Annotated in this window: 20 protein-coding genes; 8 read left to right on the forward strand and 12 right to left on the reverse strand. The window is 61.5% G+C overall.

Going from position 1 to position 23,911, the window contains the following annotated elements:
• Positions 1 to 454 precede the first annotated feature (454 nt).
• The 4 genes from ABD733_RS07980 to ABD733_RS07995 are packed head-to-tail and all read right to left on the reverse strand — an operon-like array spanning position 455 to position 6,340.
• A complete protein-coding gene (locus ABD733_RS07980; RefSeq protein ID WP_344796049.1) occupies positions 455 to 2,455 on the reverse strand; it encodes a TniQ family protein in 2,001 nt (666 codons plus the stop codon).
• Positions 2,440 to 3,561, reverse strand: a complete 1,122-nt coding sequence (locus tag ABD733_RS07985) for an ATP-binding protein (protein WP_344794818.1) — start codon at positions 3,559 to 3,561, stop codon at positions 2,440 to 2,442. Before ABD733_RS07985 ends, ABD733_RS07980 begins: the two co-directional genes overlap by 16 nt.
• Positions 3,558 to 5,606: a hypothetical protein gene (locus ABD733_RS07990; protein ID WP_344794820.1), complete on the reverse strand. Its 2,049-nt coding sequence runs from the start codon at positions 5,604 to 5,606 to the stop codon at positions 3,558 to 3,560. Before ABD733_RS07990 ends, ABD733_RS07985 begins: the two co-directional genes overlap by 4 nt.
• Positions 5,603 to 6,340, reverse strand: a complete 738-nt coding sequence (locus ABD733_RS07995) for a hypothetical protein (RefSeq protein WP_344794821.1) — start codon at positions 6,338 to 6,340, stop codon at positions 5,603 to 5,605. The genes ABD733_RS07990 and ABD733_RS07995 overlap by 4 nt, the downstream gene beginning before the upstream one ends.
• Positions 6,341 to 8,472: 2,132 nt before the next feature.
• Here ABD733_RS07995 and ABD733_RS08000 point away from each other — a divergent pair.
• The 4 genes from ABD733_RS08000 to ABD733_RS08015 all read left to right on the forward strand — a co-directional run bounded on the left by ABD733_RS08000 (position 8,473) and on the right by ABD733_RS08015 (position 11,490).
• Positions 8,473 to 9,303 carry a metallophosphoesterase family protein gene (locus ABD733_RS08000; RefSeq protein WP_344794823.1) on the forward strand — a complete coding sequence of 277 codons (831 nt, stop codon included), beginning with the start codon at positions 8,473 to 8,475 and terminating at the stop codon, positions 9,301 to 9,303.
• Positions 9,303 to 10,424: a hypothetical protein gene (locus ABD733_RS08005; RefSeq protein WP_344794825.1), complete on the forward strand. Its 1,122-nt coding sequence runs from the start codon at positions 9,303 to 9,305 to the stop codon at positions 10,422 to 10,424. The genes ABD733_RS08000 and ABD733_RS08005 overlap by 1 nt, the downstream gene beginning before the upstream one ends.
• A gap of 92 nt (positions 10,425 to 10,516) precedes the next feature.
• Complete coding sequence (locus ABD733_RS08010) at positions 10,517 to 10,897, forward strand: hypothetical protein (protein ID WP_344794827.1); 381 nt, start codon at positions 10,517 to 10,519, stop codon at positions 10,895 to 10,897.
• 101 nt (positions 10,898 to 10,998) lie between these two features.
• Positions 10,999 to 11,490, forward strand: a complete 492-nt coding sequence (locus tag ABD733_RS08015) for a hypothetical protein (RefSeq protein ID WP_344794829.1) — start codon at positions 10,999 to 11,001, stop codon at positions 11,488 to 11,490.
• 535 nt (positions 11,491 to 12,025) lie between these two features.
• Here ABD733_RS08015 and ABD733_RS08020 read toward each other — a convergent pair.
• The 3 genes from ABD733_RS08020 to ABD733_RS08030 form a co-directional block, all read right to left on the reverse strand.
• On the reverse strand, positions 12,026 to 12,343 hold the full coding sequence (locus ABD733_RS08020; RefSeq protein ID WP_344794831.1) for a YciI family protein: 318 nt from the start codon (positions 12,341 to 12,343) through the stop codon (positions 12,026 to 12,028).
• A 337-nt stretch (positions 12,344 to 12,680) separates the two neighbouring features.
• Entirely contained in the window at positions 12,681 to 13,697 is a 1,017-nt protein-coding gene (locus ABD733_RS08025) for an alpha/beta hydrolase (RefSeq protein ID WP_344794833.1), read from the reverse strand.
• Positions 13,687 to 14,874 (reverse strand): family 1 glycosylhydrolase, encoded by a 1,188-nt coding sequence (locus ABD733_RS08030; RefSeq protein ID WP_344794834.1) that lies wholly within the window; start codon positions 14,872 to 14,874, stop codon positions 13,687 to 13,689. Before ABD733_RS08030 ends, ABD733_RS08025 begins: the two co-directional genes overlap by 11 nt.
• 153 nt (positions 14,875 to 15,027) lie before the next feature.
• Here ABD733_RS08030 and ABD733_RS08035 point away from each other — a divergent pair, with 153 nt between their 5' ends.
• Complete coding sequence (locus ABD733_RS08035) at positions 15,028 to 15,660, forward strand: TetR/AcrR family transcriptional regulator (protein WP_344794836.1); 633 nt, start codon at positions 15,028 to 15,030, stop codon at positions 15,658 to 15,660.
• A 95-nt stretch (positions 15,661 to 15,755) separates the two neighbouring features.
• Here the strand turns inward: ABD733_RS08035 and ABD733_RS08040 are convergent, their stop codons facing one another.
• The 3 genes from ABD733_RS08040 to ABD733_RS08050 all read right to left on the reverse strand — a co-directional run bounded on the left by ABD733_RS08040 (position 15,756) and on the right by ABD733_RS08050 (position 17,750).
• Complete coding sequence (locus ABD733_RS08040; RefSeq protein ID WP_344794838.1) at positions 15,756 to 16,367, reverse strand: DUF5677 domain-containing protein; 612 nt, start codon at positions 16,365 to 16,367, stop codon at positions 15,756 to 15,758.
• A 25-nt stretch (positions 16,368 to 16,392) separates the two neighbouring features.
• A complete protein-coding gene (locus tag ABD733_RS08045; RefSeq protein WP_344794839.1) occupies positions 16,393 to 16,857 on the reverse strand; it encodes a hypothetical protein in 465 nt (154 codons plus the stop codon).
• A gap of 284 nt (positions 16,858 to 17,141) precedes the next feature.
• On the reverse strand, positions 17,142 to 17,750 hold the full coding sequence (locus ABD733_RS08050; RefSeq protein WP_344794841.1) for a TetR/AcrR family transcriptional regulator: 609 nt from the start codon (positions 17,748 to 17,750) through the stop codon (positions 17,142 to 17,144).
• 606 nt (positions 17,751 to 18,356) lie between these two features.
• Between ABD733_RS08050 and budC the strand changes: the two genes are divergently transcribed.
• Both budC and ABD733_RS08060 read left to right on the forward strand, forming a co-directional pair.
• A complete protein-coding gene (gene budC / locus ABD733_RS08055; RefSeq protein WP_344794843.1) occupies positions 18,357 to 19,139 on the forward strand; it encodes a meso-2,3-butanediol dehydrogenase in 783 nt (260 codons plus the stop codon).
• 17 nt (positions 19,140 to 19,156) lie between these two features.
• The gene (locus ABD733_RS08060) at positions 19,157 to 19,510 is read left to right on the forward strand and encodes an MmcQ/YjbR family DNA-binding protein (RefSeq protein WP_344794845.1); all 354 of its coding nucleotides are present in this window, start codon (positions 19,157 to 19,159) and stop codon (positions 19,508 to 19,510) included.
• Between the two features lie 10 nt (positions 19,511 to 19,520).
• Here the strand turns inward: ABD733_RS08060 and ABD733_RS08065 are convergent, their stop codons facing one another.
• Positions 19,521 to 21,077 (reverse strand): cation:proton antiporter, encoded by a 1,557-nt coding sequence (locus ABD733_RS08065; RefSeq protein WP_344794847.1) that lies wholly within the window; start codon positions 21,075 to 21,077, stop codon positions 19,521 to 19,523.
• A 331-nt stretch (positions 21,078 to 21,408) separates the two neighbouring features.
• On the opposite strand from ABD733_RS08065, the gene ABD733_RS08070 reads away from it, so the two are divergent.
• Positions 21,409 to 22,374: a zinc-dependent alcohol dehydrogenase family protein gene (locus ABD733_RS08070; RefSeq protein WP_344794849.1), complete on the forward strand. Its 966-nt coding sequence runs from the start codon at positions 21,409 to 21,411 to the stop codon at positions 22,372 to 22,374.
• A gap of 43 nt (positions 22,375 to 22,417) precedes the next feature.
• Here ABD733_RS08070 and ABD733_RS08075 read toward each other — a convergent pair whose 3' ends face one another.
• Positions 22,418 to 23,851, reverse strand: coding sequence for a DHA2 family efflux MFS transporter permease subunit (locus ABD733_RS08075; RefSeq protein ID WP_344794851.1), 1,434 nt, complete (start codon positions 23,849 to 23,851; stop codon positions 22,418 to 22,420).
• Between the last annotated feature and the right edge of the window lie 60 nt (positions 23,852 to 23,911).

A 23,911-nucleotide genomic window follows, 5' to 3' on the forward strand; every position in this document is an offset into this window, starting at 1 on the left:
TGATCCGATTGCCTTTGAGGAGCGCGAAGGGGCCATGTCAATGCCGTCGCAGCCCATCTGAGCGCTCTTCGACCGGGAGCCAAAGGGCGAGGAGCAGTCATGCCCTCAATTTAGGTGAAGGGAAGACGATTTCCGTTCAGCCTCGCATGGCCCCTCGGCAGTTCGCATCGATCGGATTGAAGCGCAGGGGCTCCTGCCACCTGACTGCGAGATTCGAACTTGGTTCGCCGTCTCGGAGGCCGTAACTGTCGAGACCAGCTGTCCGCAGTGCGATCATGTCGCGATCGCAATGTTGTGCTCCGTCTGACATTCCGCCGCATGACGGAAGGTGCTGACGAACAATCCACTTGCGACCGCGTCATCCTGGCGAGACCTCGTAAATCTATGACTAATCCAGTGCCATCATGCAAGTGATGCTGATTTCCTCGCCTAAAGCGGGGAGTCTGGGACACGCTTAGCTGAGAGCAAGTCCCGCCTCCAGCCAATCGAAGCATTCGATGTCCGCACCGGTATCTCGGGGCCACGTGGCTAACGCCCACTCCACGTGGTTTTCCGTTCTCGATGCTGCCTCGGAGAGCCGCTTTAGGGTGACGTCGCCTCTTGTCACCATTCTGTGGAGCACCGCCAAATTTACGTCGTCCAGTTCCGGCGCCAGGGGGGAATCGTCCGGACGCCACCGGGGCGGAGCCCACGTCACGGGTTCTGGCCTATCTGCTGCCACGAGGAAGGCGATCAAGTAATCGTCGATGGCATGCTGAAGCTGGGCAGACATTTTGAGGACGAACTCGTTGTACACGCTCACTTTGGCGCCGGACATTTGCCAGTCGTCGGGGAGATCACCGAGTCCGAGCCCTGTCAGCCTTAGGTACATGTATCTGCGCACGTTGAGGAGTTTGGGACCCGAACCAGGTAGCTCTCCTGCCAAGTCAGCGAGGATTTTCCATTCGGGAGTGACGATCAGTCGATCCCAAGGAAGGCCGAGCCGTTGATCGTAACGAATCTGACCCCCGTCAAGATCCAACGTGAGCGCTAGTTCTCCGATTTGCCGGATGAGGGCGGTCGTCTGCTCCTTCGTTCCAAGCATGGCTGGTCGGAGATTGCGGCCTAGCCCGTCGATGGCGCGCGTCGCGTCGACTTCGGCGTAACGGCGACGATGAGAAAGTGCCACGGCATCCGTCAATGCTCGCTGGAGAGCGGCTGCTTCGCCTGGTGTGCCGATGCTCCACGGCGCCGCCCAGGTGGGCCATAGAAGTGAGGGTAGGAAGGGCGACCTGTTGACGCCGTCTCGTCCGGTGGGAGCCAACAAGCCCCTGGTCCCTCGACGTCGTGCCACGAACCACGTGTTTTCGAGCTGCTCTGGAACGGCTGAACCCCACACGATTCGTTGCGTGTAGGGAATGTCCTGATCGATGGCCCTGAGGATCCGACCCCGCATCGGGTGCGTCACTTCTGGCCAATAGCCGAGTAGGAGGGCCGCGGAGCCGGGCCCGTAGCCGCCGTGTTTCGGGTTCTTTTTGACGGGTCGGCAAAAGGTAACGAACCGGATGAGGTGAGACACCTCTGCCTCCGGGTCGTAGAAGAGGCGCCAGGCGGCGGAGCTGACGGCGGCCATGGCGAGGCTCTCGGGGGGCGGAGATGTTCCGACCTTGTCTTGTGCGTCATAGAGAGATCGGAGTTCCGTGGCGTCGAGGCCTGTGAGTCCTGCAATGACGTGGAATGCGTCGGCGTTCAGCAGCGCCATGGAGTTGGCGCGGAGCGTATTGACTAGGTGAATGCCGGTGCCGGTGTCGATGGCGTCGAGGATGGCGCCCTGCGCCTGCAATATCGGTGAATCTGCGGAGACGGGGATTTCGGTCCATGCCTCGCTCAGGAGTTGGTTGCAGGGCCAGCCATCCGTAGCGTCCTCGTCGAGGGATCGACATCGGTTGGGGTCGATGATGGCGTCGTCCGTGATGTCGAGATCTTCGATGGGCCGACCGCATGCCGGGCAGGTGTCTCGGAGTATGAGGCGGTGTCGGGAACAGACGAAGACCCAAGAGAGTCTCCAGACGGCGAGGAATACGCCGGGCTTTTCGCGCAAGCATTCCGGGCAGTAGCGAGTTCCGGTACCTCTCGCCCAGAGGTGCGACTTGTTGATCGCGAACTCTTTGTCGAATTCGAGAATGCGGCCGTCGAAGCGCTTCATTGTCATGGAAGCGAGTTGATGCTTCGACCACCCCAGTGAGAGCCGAACGTCCTGTGCTGCGGCCTCGCCCAGGTGGTTGCCGGCGTGCTTAATTTGTCTAGCGGGGGTGCCCTTTCGGAACACCGAGGCCGTGATTGCGCTTGGGGGTAAGCCGACCTCGAATGCGAGTCTCGTGAGCGCCGACGCAAATGCCTCGCCCGGTTCGACCTCTGCAGCGAGAGCAAGTCGACGGACGTCCTGCGCTGCGGCGGGTTCTAGGAAGTCTTCCAGTTGAACTCACCCGCTCGCCATACGGCTAGTCGCTCCAGCCGTTGCTTATCGCTCCGCGTCTCGACCTGAATCGTGTCGAGAATGGATTCGGTGAGGCGCTGCTGCTTGGTGAGAAGCGCCAGCGCGAGACCTTTGCTGACGAGCGTAGAGAGACTGTTGAGGTACCCGAGCGTCGCCACCCAGAGGTAGTCCGCCATCGTCTCGCTCAAAATCTTCTCGCCAGGAGCGTGCCCCGCCAGCCGGATTCGTCCCTCGACAACTTCCAGAAGCTTTGACCAGTCTTCGCGCGCCCTCTGGGTTCTGTACTCCATCCGGCCAATCGTGACCGTTTCCCAGCGTCCTTTTGACTGACCCTGGGCCGCGTCTTGCGCCTCCGTCTTGCGGACCGCGTCCAGCATTTTCTCGACACCATGCCCGCAGAGGATGACGCGCACGCCGAAGTTGGTGATGGCCTTGAGCGCGTCGTGAACGTAGCGTCCGGCCTGCCCGTCGAAGTTCACGTATTGAATCTCGTCAATGAGGACGGCTTGCGTTCCGCACGCCCAGACGCCTCGAATGAAGCTGGCGGATGGGTCGTCGGTAACGGGGCAGGGTAAAGCCTGACAAAGCATGGTGAACAACTGTTTGTCCGTAACGTGCCGGAGCAGCGAAACGTGCAGCATCGGTCTAAACACACCGCGAAGAAGTCGCGGCTCAGGACCGCGGCCGCTTCTGGCACGCTCGATTTGTATGCGATGAAGCTGAGCGGCTTGCTTCATGAGGATGACGCCGCGCCTCTGCAAAATGGTGCTCTTACCAGTGCCAGGAGGACCAGTGAGAAGCGACACTGTCCTCAGTGGTGCGGCAGGGCCGGGGTCGGCCGCGGCGACCGTTCCAAGCTGCAATCCTGCGAACCTGACGTGTGTAGTGACGACATACGGAAAGGCGCCGTGCCATAGAGAGAGTTCCCAATCGCGATAGGCGCGGTCGTCAGATGACAGGTTTTTGATCTCTTCGGCCGTGAGCCATCCAGGGTCGCTCAGGTACGTGCGCTCGACGCGGTTAATGAACTCTCGGTCGCCGTCGGTCAGGTACGCGAGGCTGTCCTCTTCGCGCTCGTCGGTCATTGAAGCTCCCCGATGGCTTGTTCGAGTTCGTCGTCCTCGGCGGGAGGGGCGTCTCGCGGAGCGGGATCGATGGAATCAAGGGAGTCCTGGGTCGGAGCGGCCAGGGCCTTGTGGATGGTGCCCTCGTCGGCAGCTCGGACGCGGCTGATGTTGTAATCGAGTAGTTCTTCAGATAGTGGCCGGGCGATGCTCCGCGCCTTGCGGTTCACTTTGTCGATGCGGATCGTGTCGCGCAGGAATTCGATCATGACGGCGTTGTATTCCTGTTGCGAGAAGTGCAGGCGTCCCATGTGGTTCTTGACGCGTCCGATCAGGTAGTCGCCGAACACGGGTGTGTCTTCGTTGAGATGCGCCCACGGAATCTCGTAGGCAGACCCTTCTGCGTCGAAGCAGTAGATGCGTCTCATGTCGGCTGGATTTCGATAGAACTGATGGAGGCCGTTGAGTGTCGGGACGGTTCGCTTGATGGTTTCGAGAATTGGGGCGTTGTACATGAGACCGCCAAACGAGACCCCGTCAGTGGAGATGGTTCCCGCCCAGTTGGGCAGAAAGTAAAGCCACTCGTTGTTCCATCTGGGAACCTCTGCGACGCCGGTTTCCTGAACAAGGTGTGCCCACATTTCGTAAGGGCTCAGTTCCCGTCGCGGGTCCTCAGGCAGATGCAGGCCGCTGTGAATGCGGAAGTTGTAGATGGTGATCCACCGGTCCAGTCGGCGGAAGAACTCTTGGTAGGTCACAACCGCTTCGGCGGCGGGGTCTTCGCCTCTTTCGTCGACAGACCCGGAGGTGAATCCCTGGGCGAGCGATTCGAACATCGTCTTGGAACTGCCTAGGGTTCTCTCGATCTGGGCCTTGTCGTCGGGAGAGAGGGATCGGGCCGGTTCGAAGTCGGTCTGGAGGCGTTCCATCTGCGCGACCTGGTGGATGGAGAGGTAGTTGCGCCCGTTGTCGGTCCCGAGCGATTCGGGAAAGAGCGGGAAGTTGGCGAGAGCCTTGGGGACTCCCACGAAGGGACGTGGCAAGGTCATGCCATCGACTTCGATGAACAACTCCGGGTCGACCATGGAGGCGAGTGCGGAGGCCATGGCAAGACCGATCCCGAAGCCCGTCGTTGTGGTGGTGATCGAGTACCCACAGATCAGCCGTGTTGCCAGGTCGATGAGGAGAGTCAGCTCGGGTCTGAACGTGTCGTTGTCGTCGCGTGCGTCGGGGTCCCAGAGAAGGACATTGAGCTTGGTTGTGTCCGCCAGCCACAACTCACCGGGGCGCGTAGCAACTCGTCGGGCATGGGTGGCTTTATTCCGATCCTGGGCTGATCTCCTGGTTGCGGCGCGCAGCTTGAGGGACGGCCGTCTCCGGTAAATCTCCTGGCATGAACGTTGAAAGGTTCGCAATGAGAAGCCGGCGAAGTCGATGTCAGGTCGGTCTTCTTTCGTGTCGGCCACGAATCGGAGGTAAATCGATGTGCCTGGAATCGTCGAGCTTCGCGCCAGGCCGTCGAGGTATTTCTCTACGAGCTGGTCGAGTCGTGGGTCGTACTTGTGGCTGCGCGGTTGAAGGTACTTCGCATTGATCAGGGTCGCCAGCCCGCCCGGCCGCCGGTTAAGCCGACGTCGGATGTAGCGTCGTGCGCTCTCGTCGTCGATTTTCCGCTTCTTGGCGACACGCCTGGCGACGACACCTATCCGATGGTCGAGTGTTGTCCGATCGGGGTCCATCGACTTTTGGGGCCGGCGTCCTTTGAGATGCGCTTTGTAGCTCACGCCGTTGTCTAGTCGACTGAACAGGTCCCTGTCGTCCCGCAACTGCTTTCGCTGCCACTTGCTGAGGCGCGATTTGATCCCGTGAAGCAATGGGGCAGGGAGGGGTGGGTTCTCATCCGAGGTGATTGCCTGGACGACGGCGAGCATCGGCACCGGAGCCAGCTCGCGTCCCTCGAGGTTCAGGAGCGTGACGTAGCCCATGGACATTCGGTGAACGGTGGCTGGTTGACCTTCCCATTCCAGCTGGGTTCCGACCCCGAGATAGGCGACGTCGGCGGTCATGGCAGCCAGACCGTCGACGACGAACGGAAATGGACGCCCATGTCGGTTATAAGGAGGCGAAGCCAAAGCATGCGTCGGATCATCATGAGCGCATGGCCCTCGGCATAACCCTCGCTTGCGACCAGGCGCGCAAGATCTCCAGCGGAGAGGGGGTTCGTCGCCAGCCGCAACGCCACGGGCGCCCATTTGGCCATCGAGTCCCTGGGAACTCGGGCGCCGCTGAAGTTAGCAAGATTGCCTATCGCGTGTCGAGGCATGCCGACCCACACGATGTGCTTCATCCCCGCCTCGGCTAGGACGCCCCGGACCTCTTGATGAAGCTTGATGAAATCGGGTTTAGCCGCCTCCTCGGGGGTTTTGACGTCGACGATGAGCGGTGGTCGATCGGCGCAGAGCAAGGCGAAGTCAGGAGTGTGAGAGCTGTAGATCGATCCATCAGGCCACACGATTGTGAACGGCTGCGAGGCGATGTGGGTAAACGCCGGGTGGTAGTCGGCCAAGAGAATTAGGGAACGTTCGTGTCGAGATTCCGCCGGGACCAGGTGGCCCGTCGTGTGGGTCCACTTGGCTACCGGTTTGTTGCTCTGACCGTATCTGCGGGCGAAGTCACGCATGGGTCTGGACTCCAGAAGGTCCGCCCCCAGGACTTCCTGTAGGCCGCGCCTATAGGCGTTCTTGCTGTCTCGGGTGAAGGCAAGGAAGGGCTCGACCTCGGCCGCCTGCCGCTCGGGCAAGGTGACGCGTCTGTTGCCTCGGATTGGCCTCCACATGCGCGCTCGCCCCGCAAATAGCGGGTGAATTGGGTCGTTCGCGAATGACGACGGTAGCCGAGAGGTGAGCCCCATCCCGGCCGATGAAGTTTCGCCTTCAATCCATTCCATGAGGCCTTCGGGATACGCGTATGTCGGCTCAGTTCCTCGGATGGCCAGCTGGGCGGTCGAGTATCGCCGCTCCGCATGGAGCCCGACTGGCCGAATGGGGAGGCTTTTCACCGAGCGTTTCCTGTCCGTGTGCCGGTAAGTCGGCCGCCTAATCTGGTTCCCTCCACCCGAACCGCAAAGGGACTCGGCCTCGGCCGGTCGCGCCTCTCGGGCAATGACACCACGGCTCTGCACGGGACTGCCTTGTCGATGACCGTTAGTGTCCACCAGCGTCCGAGAAACGGGGCAGATCCTTCAAATGGCCATGGTTCATTGGCTTTGGCGTAGCCAGCTCCGTGCTCGCCAGAAGGCGTGGGTCCCCGAGCCGCCAGCCTGGACGATGTTTGGATTCGCCTCACTGGGCCCTCCATTGTGCGAGTCATTTCGAGAGTTAGGTCAAAGGGCGTCATCGCCTGCAGTCGATGACGCCCCCCGAGGCGCTAAGTGATCGAAGGGGATTCGAGGCCCGGGATGTGGCCATCACTTTGCGCCCACGGACCCTGCCCAGAATGGGTCGCGCTCACTCTGGCGGGTCGTATCGGAAAGGATACACGGTCTTTGCTTGCAAGAAAACACGATGTTTCGGAGACCCAAAACGGCACGCTCGCGAGTCTAAATCGCGTCAGCGGTGTGACAAATCCTTGTCAAAGCGTGTACTGTGCCGATCTGTCTACAATGTCACTATAAAATTCTCGCTGATCCTACTGGCGCCATATCTGTAATTGATTATCTGCGCGGGGGCCCTCGTGCCGCTATGCTCGGATTGGACCTGAAACGACAATCGCCAGCCCGAGAGTCTCGGACTGGCGATTGTTCGACTTTGAGTAGTTGGGTGTCGACTGGCATCGACACGAGTTCAGGTGATCGCAGACGCAGCGATCCAGGCGATTTGGGACCTGCCGCCATTTTCGCATGCCCCTGGGCGTGCGGCAACAGTGGCGGCCTCGCCTACCGATCGGAGCCTGATCATGTCAAAAGTGATTCCTGCCACACCATCACAGCAAGAGCTGATCGACGAAATCAGGCGAGCAACGAGGCGGCGTGCCGAACTGACGGCTCAAAGACGCAGGCTGGTCCTAGAAGCCCAGCGCAGCGGACTGTCGGTGCGCCGTCTCGCCGCGCTTCTCGAAGTTCCCACGGGTACCGCAGCTGGGTGGCTTCGGCAGGGCCGTGAGCAGCAGGCGAGCATTCCAACCTCCGATGAGCCAGCCGCCGGGTCGGACCGCAGACCTACGACGACAACAGACTGATGCGGTCACGGCTGTGACGTCCAGCTCGCCGTTGAAGACTCGAGGCTGAGATGTTTGCGCCACCGCGGTTGCCCTCCGTGGGGCAAGCGATCACGATGGTTTCATGAGTGTTAGGCGAAGCGAAGGCGCCGCCTGGATCACGCCCGATGTGCGAGCCTCCATCGAGGAGTCCGAAGCCAGCCCGCGCCAATCGTTTGAGTCCGTCGAGAGCATGTTCCAGGCCCTGGGTCGCGGAGACGATCCGAGGGAGTAGACGCTTCGCTGCCGAGGTGCGCACCTGGTCCACCGCAGGCAATCGTGGCGCCCTCGACCTTCCCCAAAGGATGATCAGTGTCGTAGTGTTCTTTTGTCGAAGGGGATTCGACTAGGCATATCCGGGTTGCCGCCGAACAGTCGTTCGGCGGCACTTTTGCAACGTGAGCGTTGCGAACGGTAGGAGATGCTTGTGCAAGGCAATACGAGATGGGCTAGCACCCTTGCCGTTTTCCCTCTTCCGGGCGGCCCGGTGTCATCTCAGCCGTGCTTCATCGTCAGAGCGGGAGTCGGAAGCGACTCGACGGTTCGGATATTGGAAACCCGTCCGTTCGTCCCGCGGCCTGAGGCCAGTCGCCGCGTGGACGCAGACGCGAAAAGGCGTTTTCAGGCGTGGCTGACACGTCCCGGACGTCCCGCCCGTGAGACGTGGGGGGAGTTCCGATGAAAGTGTGGAGCAGGTCTCCTCAGAGGATCGCCGATGAGGCGGTCCTGCTGCGAGCCGCCATGCGCTCGGAAGAACAGATTGTCGTGGCTGGTGACTGGCACAGCGACCCTATCTGGCTCATGAACGTCTTCTCCCGGATCAGGGACTGGCCCGCGCCGATCACCACGATCGTTCAACTTGGCGACCTCGAGATTCGTGACGAGAAAGCCGGAAAGGACTTCCTTCGACGGGTCGACGAGCGTTGCCGGGGCGCCGGCATTAAGTACGTCCTCGTCGTTCCGGGCAACCATGACAACCTCGATGCCCTGGCGAATCGGCCCGAGTGGCGACAACGCAAACTCACGCAGCTGAGCGCCTTCGTCTGGGTCGTCCCGTACGGAGAGATCCTTGACATCGGGTCCCGCCGAGTCATGTTTTTCGGCGGCGCCGCATCCGTCCATAAGAACCTCGTCGCCGGGAAGAACTGGTGGCCGCAGGAAGTCCCCGACGAGGCCGTTTACAAGGAGGCGGCGGCCGCCGGCAAGGTGGACGTTCTGTTCACGCACGAGGCGATCAACGGCGGCCCCGAGGCCATCCAGGGAATCATCGACAGCTCCGCGAGCCGAGGCATCCCGGCGGACCGTCGTACCGCCTCCAGACGGTCCCGCGACCTAATCACGCACGTGTACGACGCCGTCGATCCCGAGATCGCATTTCACGGCCACATGCATTGGTACGCCGAACCCGCAAGGGACGCTACGCGACGCATTTTCGCTCTGTCCACCAACCAGCGCCTTGGAAATCTCGGCAGCCTGTCCCTGACTGACCTGTCGTTCACGAGAATCTGATGGGTTCGACGCGCGACGACTCTCAAGCAGGAAAAAGCCTGCCCTCTACGATCACCCTTCCGAGCGAGCAGATGGACGCGCTTCGTTTATTGGTCGCCTCGCCAGAGGACTTGATCCGCGAAGCCGTCGATAGATTTCTGGGGCAGTCGATTCCTCGGTCGGGAACCGCCAAGACAGCAGTGAAGGAACTTTCTGCTCATGTTGCCGCTCTCAGCGCTTCGCTGAATGAAGCCCTCAAGACATCGTTGCCACCTCAACGGGAGAAATACGGCAACACGACCAGCGCGGCGTGGGTACCGCGACGACCTCCCGAGCTTGACGCCACCGGCCGACGCAATCTCCTCGAGTTGGCCGTGGCGGTGGAAGCAATTCGCGCGGCAGAAGTCCCGCGTCCCCGACCGGCCATCGAAGCTATTGCGAGGGATTTCGGGGCGGAATGGGCGAAGCAGCTCGGGGACGTGGGCGTCAGTCTCGCGTCCGTCCTCACTCAAGCCGGGGCCGACTTCCGTCGATACCCCACGCTCTACGACTACCTGCCCCGGCCCGAAAACTCGCTTGTCTTGCCCTCAAGGAGTGACAAGCCCGTGGATGCGCTCCTGACTCAAGTGGCCGGGACTTTTCGTCTCTCGGGAATGGAACTTCTCGCGTTCTACCGTCACCAGCTGAACCAGGTACCGAAGCAGTTTGGGGCGTCCCCGCACGAGGGCAGCGTCGGCAACCCTGATGACGTCACCGGGTTGATCGCGGCGACTGCATCGCGGACAGCCCGAGCATTGGCGTCGACAGTCAGCGCCGAACACGTGGCGGGCGCGCTCGACCTGTCATTTGACGACGTCGTCGCGTCACTGAGATCCGGCGCGCTATCCGGGACCAACGTCGGAGGATTATGGCGGGTCGCCACGTGGCAACTCTGGCCGGACGGCGAGAGCCTGATTCCCGGTTTGCCCGATGTCCTTCTCGCGGCGAAGAACGTCCTGGGCTGGGACGCGTTGGCGTCGTTCATGATGTGCCCCATGGAGGATGCGCCGGCAGGCGAGGACTGGCCCCCTGTCTTGTGGCTTCGTGGTCGGAGGCCCGTCGAGTATGTCCTCACCGAACTCGCGAACGCGGAGTCATCGTGACCGACGCGACCGTCGTCGCTCAGCGCCCGACCGCCGGAACGCGCTTACCGAAGGGATGGCGATAGACCTTGTTCTCATTAGGACGAAACGGGGTGACCGGTGCGACATTCCCGGCCGAGCTGGTCGCCGGCGACGAAGAGTGGACACTCGTCGATGTCACGATCAGCCACCTCGAAACCCCATCGGGAGTGACCTTCCCCATTATCACGATCACGCTGGCACCCAGGCTGGTTTCGTGGAATCGGGTCGGATGGGTGCGCCTCCGAGCGGAGGTGGAAGTGACGCTTGTCGATGCCATCTCGGGCCGCACGATCAGTCCTCACATTGTCGACGGTTGGGATTTTCCCGAGTGGCCCGCCGACAATGTTCGGCTGGAGATCCTGGCGTCCATGTCCGCTTCCTATTTCGATTCGCCTCTGGCGCTACGGATCGCTCTCGAAATCGAGGACGACCGTTCGGCTGCGGGCGATTAACGTCCGATACTCCGCCCAATCGTGCTTTTGCCCCTTAATGACGTTGACGTAGCGAAGCGAGAACGCTAACGATCTCCGGAGGGAAGACGATAGGGATAGAGGTGGACCTGACTTCGACAAGTGCTGTGCTGGGTGTTCTCGTCGCGGCGGCTGCAACAAGCTGGTCGATTTTGGAAGCCCGTGCTCCTCTTAGAAAGCTCGAGCGGGTGTCGGCGATCCTCAAGGACATGCAGGACGATGATCCGGGTAAAGAAAGCCTGCTCTTCCTCCAGCAAGATCTTGCTCGCCGAATAAACCGCGCATACCGAGCGCCCCGTCGAGGCTGGGACGTAGCTCTGGCCTGGTTCCTACGGGTGTGTGGCGGCCTTCTGGTCTCGACTGCCTACCTGGTCCTCGTCCTGTGGGCGAGCCGGTTTATTCCACGCGCGGCGGCACCGACAGTTGCCGGCGACCTGTGGACGTGGCTCGTGTACGGCGCCGTCGGGGTTGCCATGCTGGGAGTGGCCTCGATCACGCTGGCCGTGCGGGAGCGCGCGCGGACAGCGTGGATTCAATCGCACGACAGCGCCGAAACGAGCGGTCCCAAACTCTGAGGGCGAGCGCTGACTGTCGGTGGCTGGCGGCATCGTCTCGGTCATGGCACTGCGGGACGATGCAAATAGCGTGGACCGCATTCTTCGCCGCCCACCGCCGTCGCACCCCCACGCTCATGGGTCTTTCGGATTCTGGGTCGTGTCAAAAGGAACAGAACCGCCGCTCGGTTTCGTCATAACGGAATCGCGGACCGGGGTTTGGGTCTTTCACGCGTATGCCTATTGCCGCGAGGAAGAAGGCAAGCCACCCTGGTTGAAGACCGCCGCATCGCTGAATTCTGTTGTGGCCTGGATGTTGCAACACGAGCGGGAGATACGTCGCCTGATCGATGCGAACCTGCCCGAGCCAGCCATTCACGAGGCTGGCGGCGATCACTTTCCAAGTGCGGGTCCGGGAGCAAGTAACGCCGGCGGCTCGTGTCCAAACGATCGGCCGCTACGGTCGAGTTAAAAGCCGCTGGGGCAGGTCCGGTTTCCGTGACGACACGGGCCGGACCTCCCCCGTTCGATGCTCAGGCGAGGAGAGCAGAGTCGATCAGTTGTGGAACGGAATCCACCAAGGCTTGACCGTGGTCTGAATCATGCCGCCGTCTGTCGGGTCTGCAAGGGCGATTGCTTCGGCCTCCTCGATCGTGACGTCCTGGAGGATCGTCATTCCGCCGTCCTCGGTGCGGCCCCCAATGGACTTCATGAACGGTCCGCTCAGGACGGTCTTGCCACTGGCGAAGACCTCTTCCATGTACGCGACGTGCTTCATGAAGTCAGGCTGCTCGTTGTAGTCGACGCCGTCGACCCAGGTCGGGCCGGGCTCCTGCGTGAGGATGACGTATGTGGGGCCATTCATGTCAGGCATTGCTGTCCTTTTCTCGTTGTCCCGCCGCACCCGAACGGGCGAGCGGGGACTGAGTCGGAACTGCTTCTGATGTTCTGTACCGACCAGTCAAGAACCTTCAACAGCGCGAGTCGAAAGATATTCCCGCCTGCAAGAAAACTTTTCGAGACGGTTGACGATCGGTCGGAATCAGAAGCCGATCCGACCCCTCGCCTAGAGTTCGGGCTTGACGACTAGCTGCTACGAAGGACCAGGACCGCGTAGAAAAGTGTCGCGACAACGAGTGTCCCGACGGTCAGGCCCGCCCAACCAAGCCATCCCCTTACGCGCTGGAAGGTATTCGTCGAAGAGCGCTTGATCATGGTTGCTCCTGTGCGTGTGTTTGAAGGAATTGAAGCGTCGCGGCGTAGTTGGCGTTGGCCTCAGGGGTGGTGAAGTCGAACTGGTACTCGTGATTGAGCCGCGTGCTGTGGTGAGCCCAGAACCTCGTCGTATGCGGAACGTGCTCACCGTTCAGCGCCCTGGTCAGTTCGTCGCTTTGCCCTCGAAACGGATCGGCGTTTCCGACGGTCAGGTACGTGGCGGGATAGTTCTTGGTGATTTGCCTCGTCGTGCTGAGTTGATCGATGGCTCCGAATCGCTTCCAATCCCGCACTCCTGTGTAGGACCAGAGGAGAGTTCGAAGTGCCGGGAAACCGGATGCACCCACGGTGTTCATGTCGTAGAGGCCGCAGTCGAGAACCACCCCGGCGAGGTGCCGTACAGCCGAAGGTGCCGGGAAGTGCATGTCCTGGGCCAGAGCAGGGTTGGTCCGAATGGCCGCCACCTGGCTGGTGATTTGAGCGCCGGCGGAGTCGCCTCCGACGAATTCGATATCGGGGTTTCCGCCGTATGCGACGGCGTGGTTGCGCAGGTAGGTCAACGCGGCATCGGCTTGCGCCACCGGGACCGGGTACTTGGTGTCCGGCGCAAGGGAGTATTGGAGGCTGGCAACGACGAATCCGTCGCTCGCGAGTTTGATGGCGTACTTGGCTACTTGGGCTTTGTCTCCTGACAGATAGCCGCCGCCGTGAACCCAAAGGATCGTGGGGAGGTTTGCTGGTTCCGTCTTGGGCCTGTAGACGTCCAACAGCGCCGGCTTGGCTCCGGATACCGGCACTGCCACGTTCGCGGTTTTTCTGACGCGCTGCTCAATGTGAAGAAAGTCTTGGCCGACCTTCACGGCCGGACCTGATTCAAACACGGTCTTCGCCAAGGCTGCACCAGGTTGTACCGACAGTCTGTTCACGGCCAGGGGGGCGCCGACGGCGACAACTGTCGCCGCGGCAAGTCCGAGAAGAACGCGGACGTAACGATGTGAGAATCTAGTGCTCATCGAGCCGCTCCTTTGCTTTTGCGCCGAGCCACGCGAGGGACGGTTTGGCTGTTCGCTGGAAGGTGACGCGGTCGACAGAAACGAGGCCGAATCTCGGCCCGAAGGTGCCCCATTCATAGTTGTCGAGGAGGCTCCAGTGGAAATAGCCGGCGACGTTTACCCCGTCAGCTTTCGCCTCCCAGAGCGACTGCAACGCCGCTTCCGTGAATGCGATCCGACGCTCGTCATCGTCCGTGGCAATACCGTTCTCGGTCACGATGAGAGGTACGCCGCCGAGAACGTCGGCGGCTCGCTTAAGGGCTCCTCCAAGAGCCCGTGGGTAGTCCTCCCAGCCCGTCTGCGTGACTGGTGACCGATCGTTGATGAGTGGTTGCGGTAGCCCGTCGACCTTGCCGATAACGCCGCGAGTGTAGGTCTGGATTCCGACCCAGTCGTCTCCCTTGGATGCTTCGAGGAACACTTCATCCCGCGGCCATACGTAGTCGTGGAACACATCCTCGGCTCCTTCGGCAGCCTGGTAATCCTGGACAGAGATGCCCCAGCCGGATTGGATCTGCGGTAGTCGATCTCTGAGGAAATCGCGAACCGCGTCGTGAGCTGCGATCATCTTGGCGCTCAGTTGCGGATCGGGGACCGGCAAGCCTCGGGACAGACTCCCGTCGCCAGGTCGGGATGACGACGCCAGAACAGCGTAGATATTCGGCTCGTTGATGGTCTCCACCCTTTCCACACCGTCAGACAGCACCGGAAGTATGGCCTCGACGTAGCGAAGAAAGCGCGGCACGGCGTCGTCTCGGTGCCATCCGCCGGATGCTGCGAACCAGGCAGGGACTGTGAAGTGGAACAGAGTCGGCATCGGACGAAGTCCCCGTTCGAAAGCGCCCGCCACCATGCGCCGGTAGTGATCCACCTCGGCCAACGAGATGAAGCCGTCCGCGGGCTCGATGCGGGCCCATTCGATTCCGAATCGATAGTCCGTCAGCCCGGAGTCGGCGACGAGGTCCATGTCTTCCCGCCAGCGGTGATAGCTGTCGGCGGCGTCACCGGAAGGCGAAGGCAGGGGACTGCCAGGTGAGGTCTCTCGTTGCCACCAGTCGCTCATTGTGTTGTTGCCCTCTGTTTGGTGGGCTCCAGTTGTCGCTCCCCAGAGAAATGCGACTGATTCTGCCGCTGTCATGAGCCTGTCCTTTTCCGCTCGAAGTCGCCGAGAGGACCTCGGCGAAGAGAAACATAACACCAAAACCGTAGTGTTGCTACGTTTTCGCTGACGGCGGATTACGATGATGAGATGACCTCTGGCGGAGCACGTGGGCCCTACGAAAAAGGGCGGATGAAGAGGCAGCAGATCGTCGAGGCCGCGTTGGAGGCCTACGCCGACAGTGGCGCGACCGGTCCCTCTCTTAGAACCATTGCCCAGGTAGCTGGCACGACCGAGCGCGCCCTCCTCCACTACTTCGCGTCCCGTGACGACTTATTCACCCAGGTTCTTCGGGAACGCGACCGGGCGCTCAAGTCGGGCATTTCCGAGGAGCCGAGTGTGGAGGAACTGGGGGCTGCTGTCGCTCGAGAGGCCGAAGTACCGGGACTATCCCGACTCTTCTTAGAGATCGCTGCGCGCGCCGCTGGCGAACCGGGGCCCGCCAACGAATTCTTCGGGGAGCGCTACAGAGAGTTGGTGCCATTGGTGGCGGGCGTCCTGAACAACCCCAAAGGCGGCGGCGCGGCAGAGAGCTTCGACCCCGAGTGGGCCGCACGCATTCTTGTCGCTGCCGCGGACGGACTCCAGATCCAGTGGCTTCTCGATCCGACGATCGACATGCAAGCCGATTTGGCTGCGCTCGCTCATCACCTCGCTGCACCCGACCAAGACCGATCTGCGTTCGACGTCGGAACGTTCACGGACCGCCTCATCTCACGTGATACCACCGGATCGCGCGACCCAGGTCCGTCGCACACCGAGTAGGTGCGCGATGTCGTTGAGTTGATCTGCATGGCGAGGGTGTGACAGCGTCGAATCCCACGCGATGAGCGTTTGGAGTAACGAGGAAGTTGCGGCGCTCAGGACGAGCGCGGCGAGCGGGAATGAGGCATGCGGCCGATAGGCGACGTTGAACGGGGAGGTCTGACTTCGGCGCTGTACGCATCCACGACCTCGGCCCCCGCGTGTGACAACCCACTGAGGTACCGGTAGAGCAGGTAAACAGATTCGGTGCCTTCGAGGGACTGCACGCGTTGCTCGAACGGCCACCCGGAGGCCGCACCGACCCTACCCAGCGATGCGGTCAATTCGCGAAGTCGTTCCATGCTTTCCGGGTCCGCGGGATGCAATCTATGGGCCTCCTGCAATGCTCGTCTGCGATCCCGGATGCCGCTGCTCAGTAAGGACCTCCAGGCGTCAGGAACGGCGAGGATCCATCCTGCGGTGATGGAGTCTTCCATCAGCGTGCGCGCCAGGGGGACGGCGGCGATGGGAACAGCCGCTTCATAGATGGCCAGGATGCCGCGCGCGCAGTCGACCGCGTGCGCCACGAGTCCTCGGATGGCGACGGGGACTGCCGGGTCCACCTGACCAGGCACTGTCACTTCAGGAAGGGCCGCATCTTCCTCCCACAATTTGATGAGCTGACGGATGGTCCCGCGATAGTTCGTCGTCGGCGTCTGCGCTGTCACTCAGGTTCCTTTCGGGCTCCTGGATTTACAGCGAGTCCCAGAGACCTGCAGCTTTCTCGGATTCGGTCGCCAACTCGCGGGCGGCTTGCGCCAACCGGGCATGTCCAAGCTTCTCGACGGCGCGTTCGAAAGCGCTGACCTCGGGATAAGGGGTGATCTCCATGTCGCTGGCAGTGAATCGGTCGTAGGAGTAGTCGCCTCCGTGGCGCTTGAGCGGTTCGGTCTGATACCCGGCGCCCTTGAGGAGATCGTGAAGTGGTTTCGCCAGTTCTTCGACGGCCGCGCGAAGGTCAATCGTGATGCCGCCGTGCACGTTCGATCGCGTCTTGCTCGCCAGCGCATCGATGTCGAGCCTCGGGCTGAAGATGCGGTCGACCGACTGCGCGCCACTCTGGATCAGGCTAACGAGGTTGCGCTTCAGTACCGTCAGCTCGGCAACATCGGTTGAGTTCGTGACATCTGGCTGTCCGACGATGGCGGTGCGCGCCATCTCGTCGGCTCGCGACAACCATCGCTCGGTTATCGTGCGGAGTAAGTGTCCACGGGCAGATTCTGCGGCCTTCTGCGAAGCCTCACTATCGGCATCCAACGGGGTCATAACGGTCCCTTTCCATCGTCCTCGATGAGGCACTCCTCGACTATGTTGTCCACCTTTAGGAGGACTCAATCAGTATGGCCGCGACCACTGACAACGCCGTCGAGGCAGAGGGGGCGCTTCGTCTCTAAGGGCGCCTGACTCGGTCGGATGACCCGCTCGGCCGGAAGCTCTCGAATCTATGCGTGCGCTGCTGCTCGCAGGGGGAAGAGAAGGTCGGCGGTCGTTGCCGCGGCGGCGATGACTTCGTCCGCGGGAACCCCGCCCTTTGCGAGGATGTCGATACCGCGGGTGAACGCGAGAATCGAAGCGGCCAGCGAGCCTGCGTCGAGGTCTGCTGCTATGTCGCCCGCTCGCTGGGCTGCCTCGATGGCGGCGACGAGGAGTTTTGTGAAGGCCGCGAAGATGGAAGCGATCTTGTCGATGGCCTCTGTGTCATGTCCGCCGAGTTCGTGCGCCATCTTGCCGGCCATGCAGCCGCGCATGTCGACGTCTTCGAGCACGAAGCTCGGCGATGTCGAGACGAACTGCCGCAGTCGGCCAAGGGCCTCTTCGTCTGGACCCTCCAGGGCCGAGGCGATTTCGCACATCGTTTTCGTGCCGTAGTCACCGAGCGCTTCCATGAACAGGCCATGTTTGTCGCCGAAGGCGGCATAAATGCTCCCGCGACCGAGGCCCGTTGCTTCAGTGATGTCATCGAGGCTGGTTCCCGCATAGCCCGTACGCCGGAACACCTCTTCCGCCGAACGCACGGCCGTGTCTTTGTCGAAACTTCGAGGTCGGACCATTGCACAATTCTAGCCATTCTTGACTGAGCAATCCATATTCGGCGGACGTAGGCCCTTGTCAAGGCACCTGCTCGCAGCTCGGAACCTGCGGTGTCCAGTTCCAGACCGCAACGAAGCTTGAGTCAAACGAGTTTTGACTCGCGTTTCTACTCGAACTTACTCTCCGGGTGGGATACGTTTGATTGGCGGTCACAGTCGACGGTGAAATCAACGGGGACCCCCATCTGAGGCCTACCTGATCCGGGCCGCCAGCCGGAGGACCCGTTGATGGTACGCCCCGCGACATCCGTCGATGCGCGGGGCGTATGTCGTCTTCCCATTGCAAGCATGCCGATGAGGCTGCAAGATATGGGTACCTGGATCGGATCAGGATCGAGGTCGCGCGGTCTCGGCGCGTCCGAAGGTTGAGACCGCGCGCTCCGACCTGCCGCTTCCACTGCCGCCCACTCTCGCGACGCCTCGCCGACTACTCGTCGAGAAAATCACTAGCCATCGAGCCGCCTTGTGACATACCCTAACGGATGTCACCTATCTGACGATTTGAGAGCAATAAGAAACGGCTCGCACCGAGCGTGTCGGATCCGCGCCGTCTTGTAAGGAGCCCTGATGTCCCTAGTTGAGAACGTCACCTTTGACTACGTCGGAAAGGTCGTTTTGATTACGGGAGGGGCCAGCGGAATAGGACTGTCTATCGCTCAGCACTTTCTAGACGCGGGCGCAAAGGTCTCTATTGTCGGCCGGTCCCAGGCTCGGCTCGACGACGCCAGGCGCACGCTCGATTCGGAGTTCCTCAGCGCGTACCAAGCGGACGTGGGCGATTCCGATTCTGTTCGTCAGCTCGTTGATCGCGTCATCGATGAACATGGGCAGTTGGATGTGGTGGTCAGCAACGCGGGCGGTTATGTTCCGGGCGATATCACCGACGTCAGCGATGAGGATTGGCACGCCCTGCGGTCGTCTAACATCGATGGCTTCTTCTACTTGGCCAAAGCAACGTTGCCGGCGCTGGAACGAACATCGGGATCTTTCATTGCGACGTCAAGCATTTCAGGGCTCAGCGGCGACTGGGGTCAGGCGGTCTACAACGCCAGTAAAGCCGCCATCGCGATGTTCGTGAAGGCGCTCGCTTTGGACTGGGGTGGCCGCGGCGTTCGGGTCAACGCGGTCGCCCCCTCGCTGGTGAACACGGAACCCGTCGGCGGGATTCTTAGCAACCCTGAGCTGCTTTCCGTTGTTGAACGTCGGATCGCCTTGGGTCGTGTTGCGGAGCCTGAAGACATCGCTCCCGTCGTCCTGTTCCTGGCCAGCGATGCTGCCCGTTACGTCACGGGGGTTGTTCTTCCCGTTGACGGCGGAACGACTGCATCCAACGGTCAAGGCCGACTCTGATTTCTTGGTCCTCAGGCATGAACCGCGAACAGCTTCGTCGCCACGCGCTTTCTTTCGACGGCGCGGGCGAGAGCAGTCCATGGGCGCCCGACCGACTTGTCTTCAAGGCGTCGAATGGGAAAGTGTTCGCGGTGCTCAGCGGCGCTGAATGGGCCGACGATCAGGTCACGTTGAAGCTGCCGCCGGAGGAAGTGTCGGCTGTCCGCGAGACGTTTGCTGGTGCGCATCCCGCGTACAAGCTCAACAAGCGCACATGGGTCAACCTGTCTTTGGAGGCGGACGTCCCCGACGATCGAATCCTAGAGATGTTGAACTCCAGCTTTGCAGCAGTGGCAAGTGCGAGTGGCAAATCGTCACTCCCAGGCCTCTAGCGATTGTGGTTTAGTCGGCCTTCGCCTCGGCTGAGGTCGCCAGCGCCACCTCTTCGGCGTCGAGGATGCGGAGGACGGCACGGACGGCGGGTTCCTGGTATCGGTGCTCGGCTCTAGCGCGTAGCACGGCTGCTCTCTCGGCCTGCAGCGTGTGTTGCCGGGCGCGGGCGTAGCTCTCGTGAGGAGGTTCGGTTCCGCTTCCACTTTTCAGGGAGTCGGACAAGAATGTCGCGTCGGCTCTGAGACGTGCAAGGACTCTTGGGTCGAAGGTTTCGGGATGATCCTCCAGCGAGTCGAGTCCCGACTGCTGGGCTTCGGAAAGCAGAAGCCGTGTCTCCATACGCTCCTGTTCGAAGTTCGGCGGCACAAGAGTGGGAAGAACTCGAACGATCAACGGCAACGCAAGCGACTGCAGCAGCGTGCCGACGACAACCACAAATGCGAGCAATTGCAGGAACGCGCGCTGCGGTGTCGCTTCCGGCAACAGGAACACGGCGGCAAGCGTGACGACGCCGCGCACGCCCGCAAAACTGACAGCGATTGGCTGATGCCAATGCCAACTTTGCCGACGCAGCTGTCGCGGGCCGAATCGGAAGACGGCGGTCAGCCCGAAGCCCCACAAGAGTCGAGACACCAGCATCACGGCCAAGACGACGATCGAGATGAGCGCCATCTGCCAGACAGGGATGTCCGACTTCAGCGCGTTCTCCACGATTCCGGCTAGAGACAGCCCAATCAGCAAAAACACGGCGTTTTCCAGGACGAACTGAACGGTCCTCCAGTTGAGCGATTCGGCGATTCGCGCCTCTGCGGACTGAATCACGGGAGAGCGGTAGCTGAGGTAGAGACCCGAGATGACCACAGCGAGAATGCCGGAAGCACCGATCAGTTGAGCCGGGAGGAACGCGACGAACGGCGCCACCAGCGACAGGCTCGTATCCACCACGGCCTCGTGGATTCGGCGGCGTAGCCACCCGAGGATCACCCCGACGGCCAGGCCGACCCCCAATCCGCCGCACACCGTTATGGCGAAGTTGCCCGCGACCGAGAGGGGCGTCACCACGGTAGTGATCGCAGCGATGGCGGCGTTCAAGGCAGCCAAAGCAGTGGCGTCATTCAAGAGGCTCTCACCGTCGAGAACGGTTGTCACGATTCGTGGAAGGGGAGCTTTTCGGGTTACTGCGTTCACGGCGACGGCGTCGGTGGGGGCGATGACGGCACCGAAGGCGAGTGCAGCTGCCAGAGAGAGGGCTGGAACGATCAGCCATGCCACGATGCCGACAACGAAAACGGTGTAGGCGACCAGGCCGACGGAAAGGATGATGATCGGATCGCGACGTGCTCGAGTATCGATGAACGAAGTGCGGATGGCGGCGGCGTACAACAAGGGCGGCAGTATCCCGAAAAGGATGACGTCCGGCTCGATTTTGATCTGAGGCACGGCAGGGATGAACGAGATACCTGCGCCAACAGCTACAAGCGCCATCGGCCCGAAGAAGCCGAATCTACTGCTGAGTCCCGCGATGGAGACGGTGACGACCACGAAGCAGACGGTGATGAGGATCACGAGTAGTTCCGGGGACATACATCCTCATTTCGCTCGGAAGCTGAAAGCTGTGGGCGCCTCAATAGCCGATCAAAGCGGTCTTTCGCTTGAGCCCCGCGCTGCCAGATCGTTGTTCTGAGCCATAGTCAATCATCGGATGGCTGTGTCGTCTACAGATGAGCCAGAAGGCCTATGCGTGCCAATGAGTGGCCGTGAAAAACGTGCATTTGAGCGGAGTTCAGCGTGGCCGCTGCCTCGTGGGACACCTTGCTAATTCTGAGATTAGACATGGTTTGACGAGTCAAAACGGCTTAGAGTAAGTCAAACAAGCCCTGAGGCGGAGGAGAAAGTCATGAAAGCGATTGAGATCTCGGAATATGGAACTCCCGGCGATGTCCTGAAGGTTGTCGAGTTGGAAGAGCCGGCGGAGCCGGGCGCAGGCCAGGTGTTGGTCCAAACGCTGTTCTCACCCGTGAACCATCACGACCTGTTCTTCATCCAGGGCTATCTGGCACCTCGCGACCTGCCCACAGTGCCAGGTAATGAGGGGGTTGGGCGCGTACTGCAGTTGGGCGAAGGTGTCGACGGGGTTGCCGTGGGAGATCTGGTCATCATTCCGCTGATGACGGGCGCCTGGCGAGAGCGGTTGCTCCTGTCCGCCGAGGGCCTTTTTCCACTTCCCGACGTCGACCCGCGCCAGCTGTCCATGCTCGGGAGCAATACGCCTACGGCGGGACTGATGCTGAGCGAGTACGCCGACGTCAAGCCTGGTGACTGGGTCGTTCAGGACGCAGCCAGTGGCGGGGTCGGTTTGAATGTCGTCGCGATCGCGAAACTGCGAGGCATCAAAACGATCAACTTCGTCCGCCGTGAAGACGCGATTGAGGTCGTCCGCGCAGCTGGGGGCGACGTCGTATTGATTGACCACCCCGGTGCCGCAGATGAGGTTCGCGAGGCCACAGGTGGTGCGCCTGTCAAGGTTGCAATTGACTCGGTTGGGGGCAGTGTGGCACAGACCATGCTGGACCTCCTCGAGCCGGGAGCTGGGTTCGTCTTCTACGGCAACGCATCCGGGGAAGCCGTCGATCCAGAGGCGGACAGCGTGAAGAGCAAGAACATCACCGTCTCGGGCATCTTCGTCGGCGCCTACGACAACGTGTCGAAAGTTGTCCCTGTCATCAAAGAGGCGGCGCCGTTGGTCGAGTCCGGTGATCTCAGGGCGCCCATCGAGGCTGTCTACCCGTTGAGCGAGATCACCGCCGCCGTCGAACACGTGGAACGTGGCGGGAAAATCCTCATCCAGGTTTCCGAAGAATAAGAGGCGACCGTCAGAAGACAGCCGGAGGGGGCGTAGGACGTAGCTACGCCCCCTCCGGCTTGTTCGCGACGGGACGCCTTGCAGCGTTGGAATCAACGGGAAGGGGGTCCAACGTCATATCGGGCTTGGGGTTTCGCAGGAGAGTTCCGGACAGCACGGCCCCCGCGATCATGATGATGGCCACGACGATGACGACGCGATGGAATCCGGCGAGATCGAGGCGAGCGCCGGTGATGGATCCAACGATTGCGATGGCTACTAGACCGGCGACTCGTGCCACAGCGTTGTTCACGGCGGAGCCAATTCCTGCCTGTTCGGCATTGATGGCGCTCAGCACGGCTGAAGAGATTGGGGTGGACGTGATGGCGATTCCGGTGCCGGCGAGTAGGACGCCAGGAATCACTCCCAGCCAAATGTTTACTGGCTCGCGCACGGTCAGCATCCACAAATAGCCGGCGGCGGCGATAAGGGGGCCGACGGCAATGAACCACCGCGGACCGAATCGACCTGCCAGGGTCCCCACGCGGCTGGAGATTAGAAGACTGATGACAGTCATGGGCGCCGTGGCGAGCCCGGCGACCAGGCCAGAAAAGCCCGCGACCTGCTGGAGGAAAACGGGCACGATGAACACACCCAACCAGAGCGCGCCCCACACCAGGAAGGTGGTGGCGTTTCCAACCGAGAAATTGCGCGCCCGGAACAGGTCGAGCGGCATCATCGGCGAGGTAGCTTTCCGCTCCCAGAGCACATAGGCGGTCAGCGCCGCGATCCCGATCGCCCCAAAGGTCAGGACGAATGGATCTCCCCAGCCGAGCCGGCCTTGTTCGATGAGTGCGAAAACGAGACCGCCGAGACCTGCTGCCGCCAGGAACGCGCCGAGGACATCGATCTTGCGACCCCTCGCCTCTGTACTCGGAAGGTGAAGCCGGCTGGCGGCCAGCAGCGTTACAGCCACGACCGGCAAGTTGATTCCGAAGACCCAGCGCCACCCGACCGTGTCAACGAGCAATCCGCCAAGCGGCGGGCCCGCAATGAAAGCGGCGCTTGTCCATGCCGACCATAACCCGATAGCGCGAGTCTGAACCGGGCCACGGTATTTTGATGCAAGGAGCGCCAGCGAGCTGGGGACGAGCAGTGCGCCCGCCAAGCCCTGAGCAGCCCGAAAAGCGATCAGCAACTCGCCCGTGGGCGAGACGGCGCACAGGAGCGATGTGACGCCGAAGCCGATGAGTCCTATGCGCAGGATCGTGAGCCGACCGAGGCTATCTGACAAAGCTCCCGCGATCAGGATGAAGGCGGCGACGGTCAGCGTGTACCCGTCGACGACCCATTGTTGGAATGCCAGCCCGCCCCCGAACTGAAGGAGTAGTTGGGGCAGAGCCACATTGACAATAGTCCCGTCGAGGAACACGACGAGAGACGCAAGGACGGCTACGGCTATGACGAGTCGACCTTCCCTGGTGGACGTCCCTGCCATCACCACTCCGCTCCGCCTGGATCCGAAACCCAGGAATAATGCACAGTCTATCGCGCTTTG

The organism is Frondihabitans peucedani (assembly GCF_039537585.1).
GTDB lineage: Bacteria > Actinomycetota > Actinomycetes > Actinomycetales > Microbacteriaceae > Frondihabitans > Frondihabitans peucedani.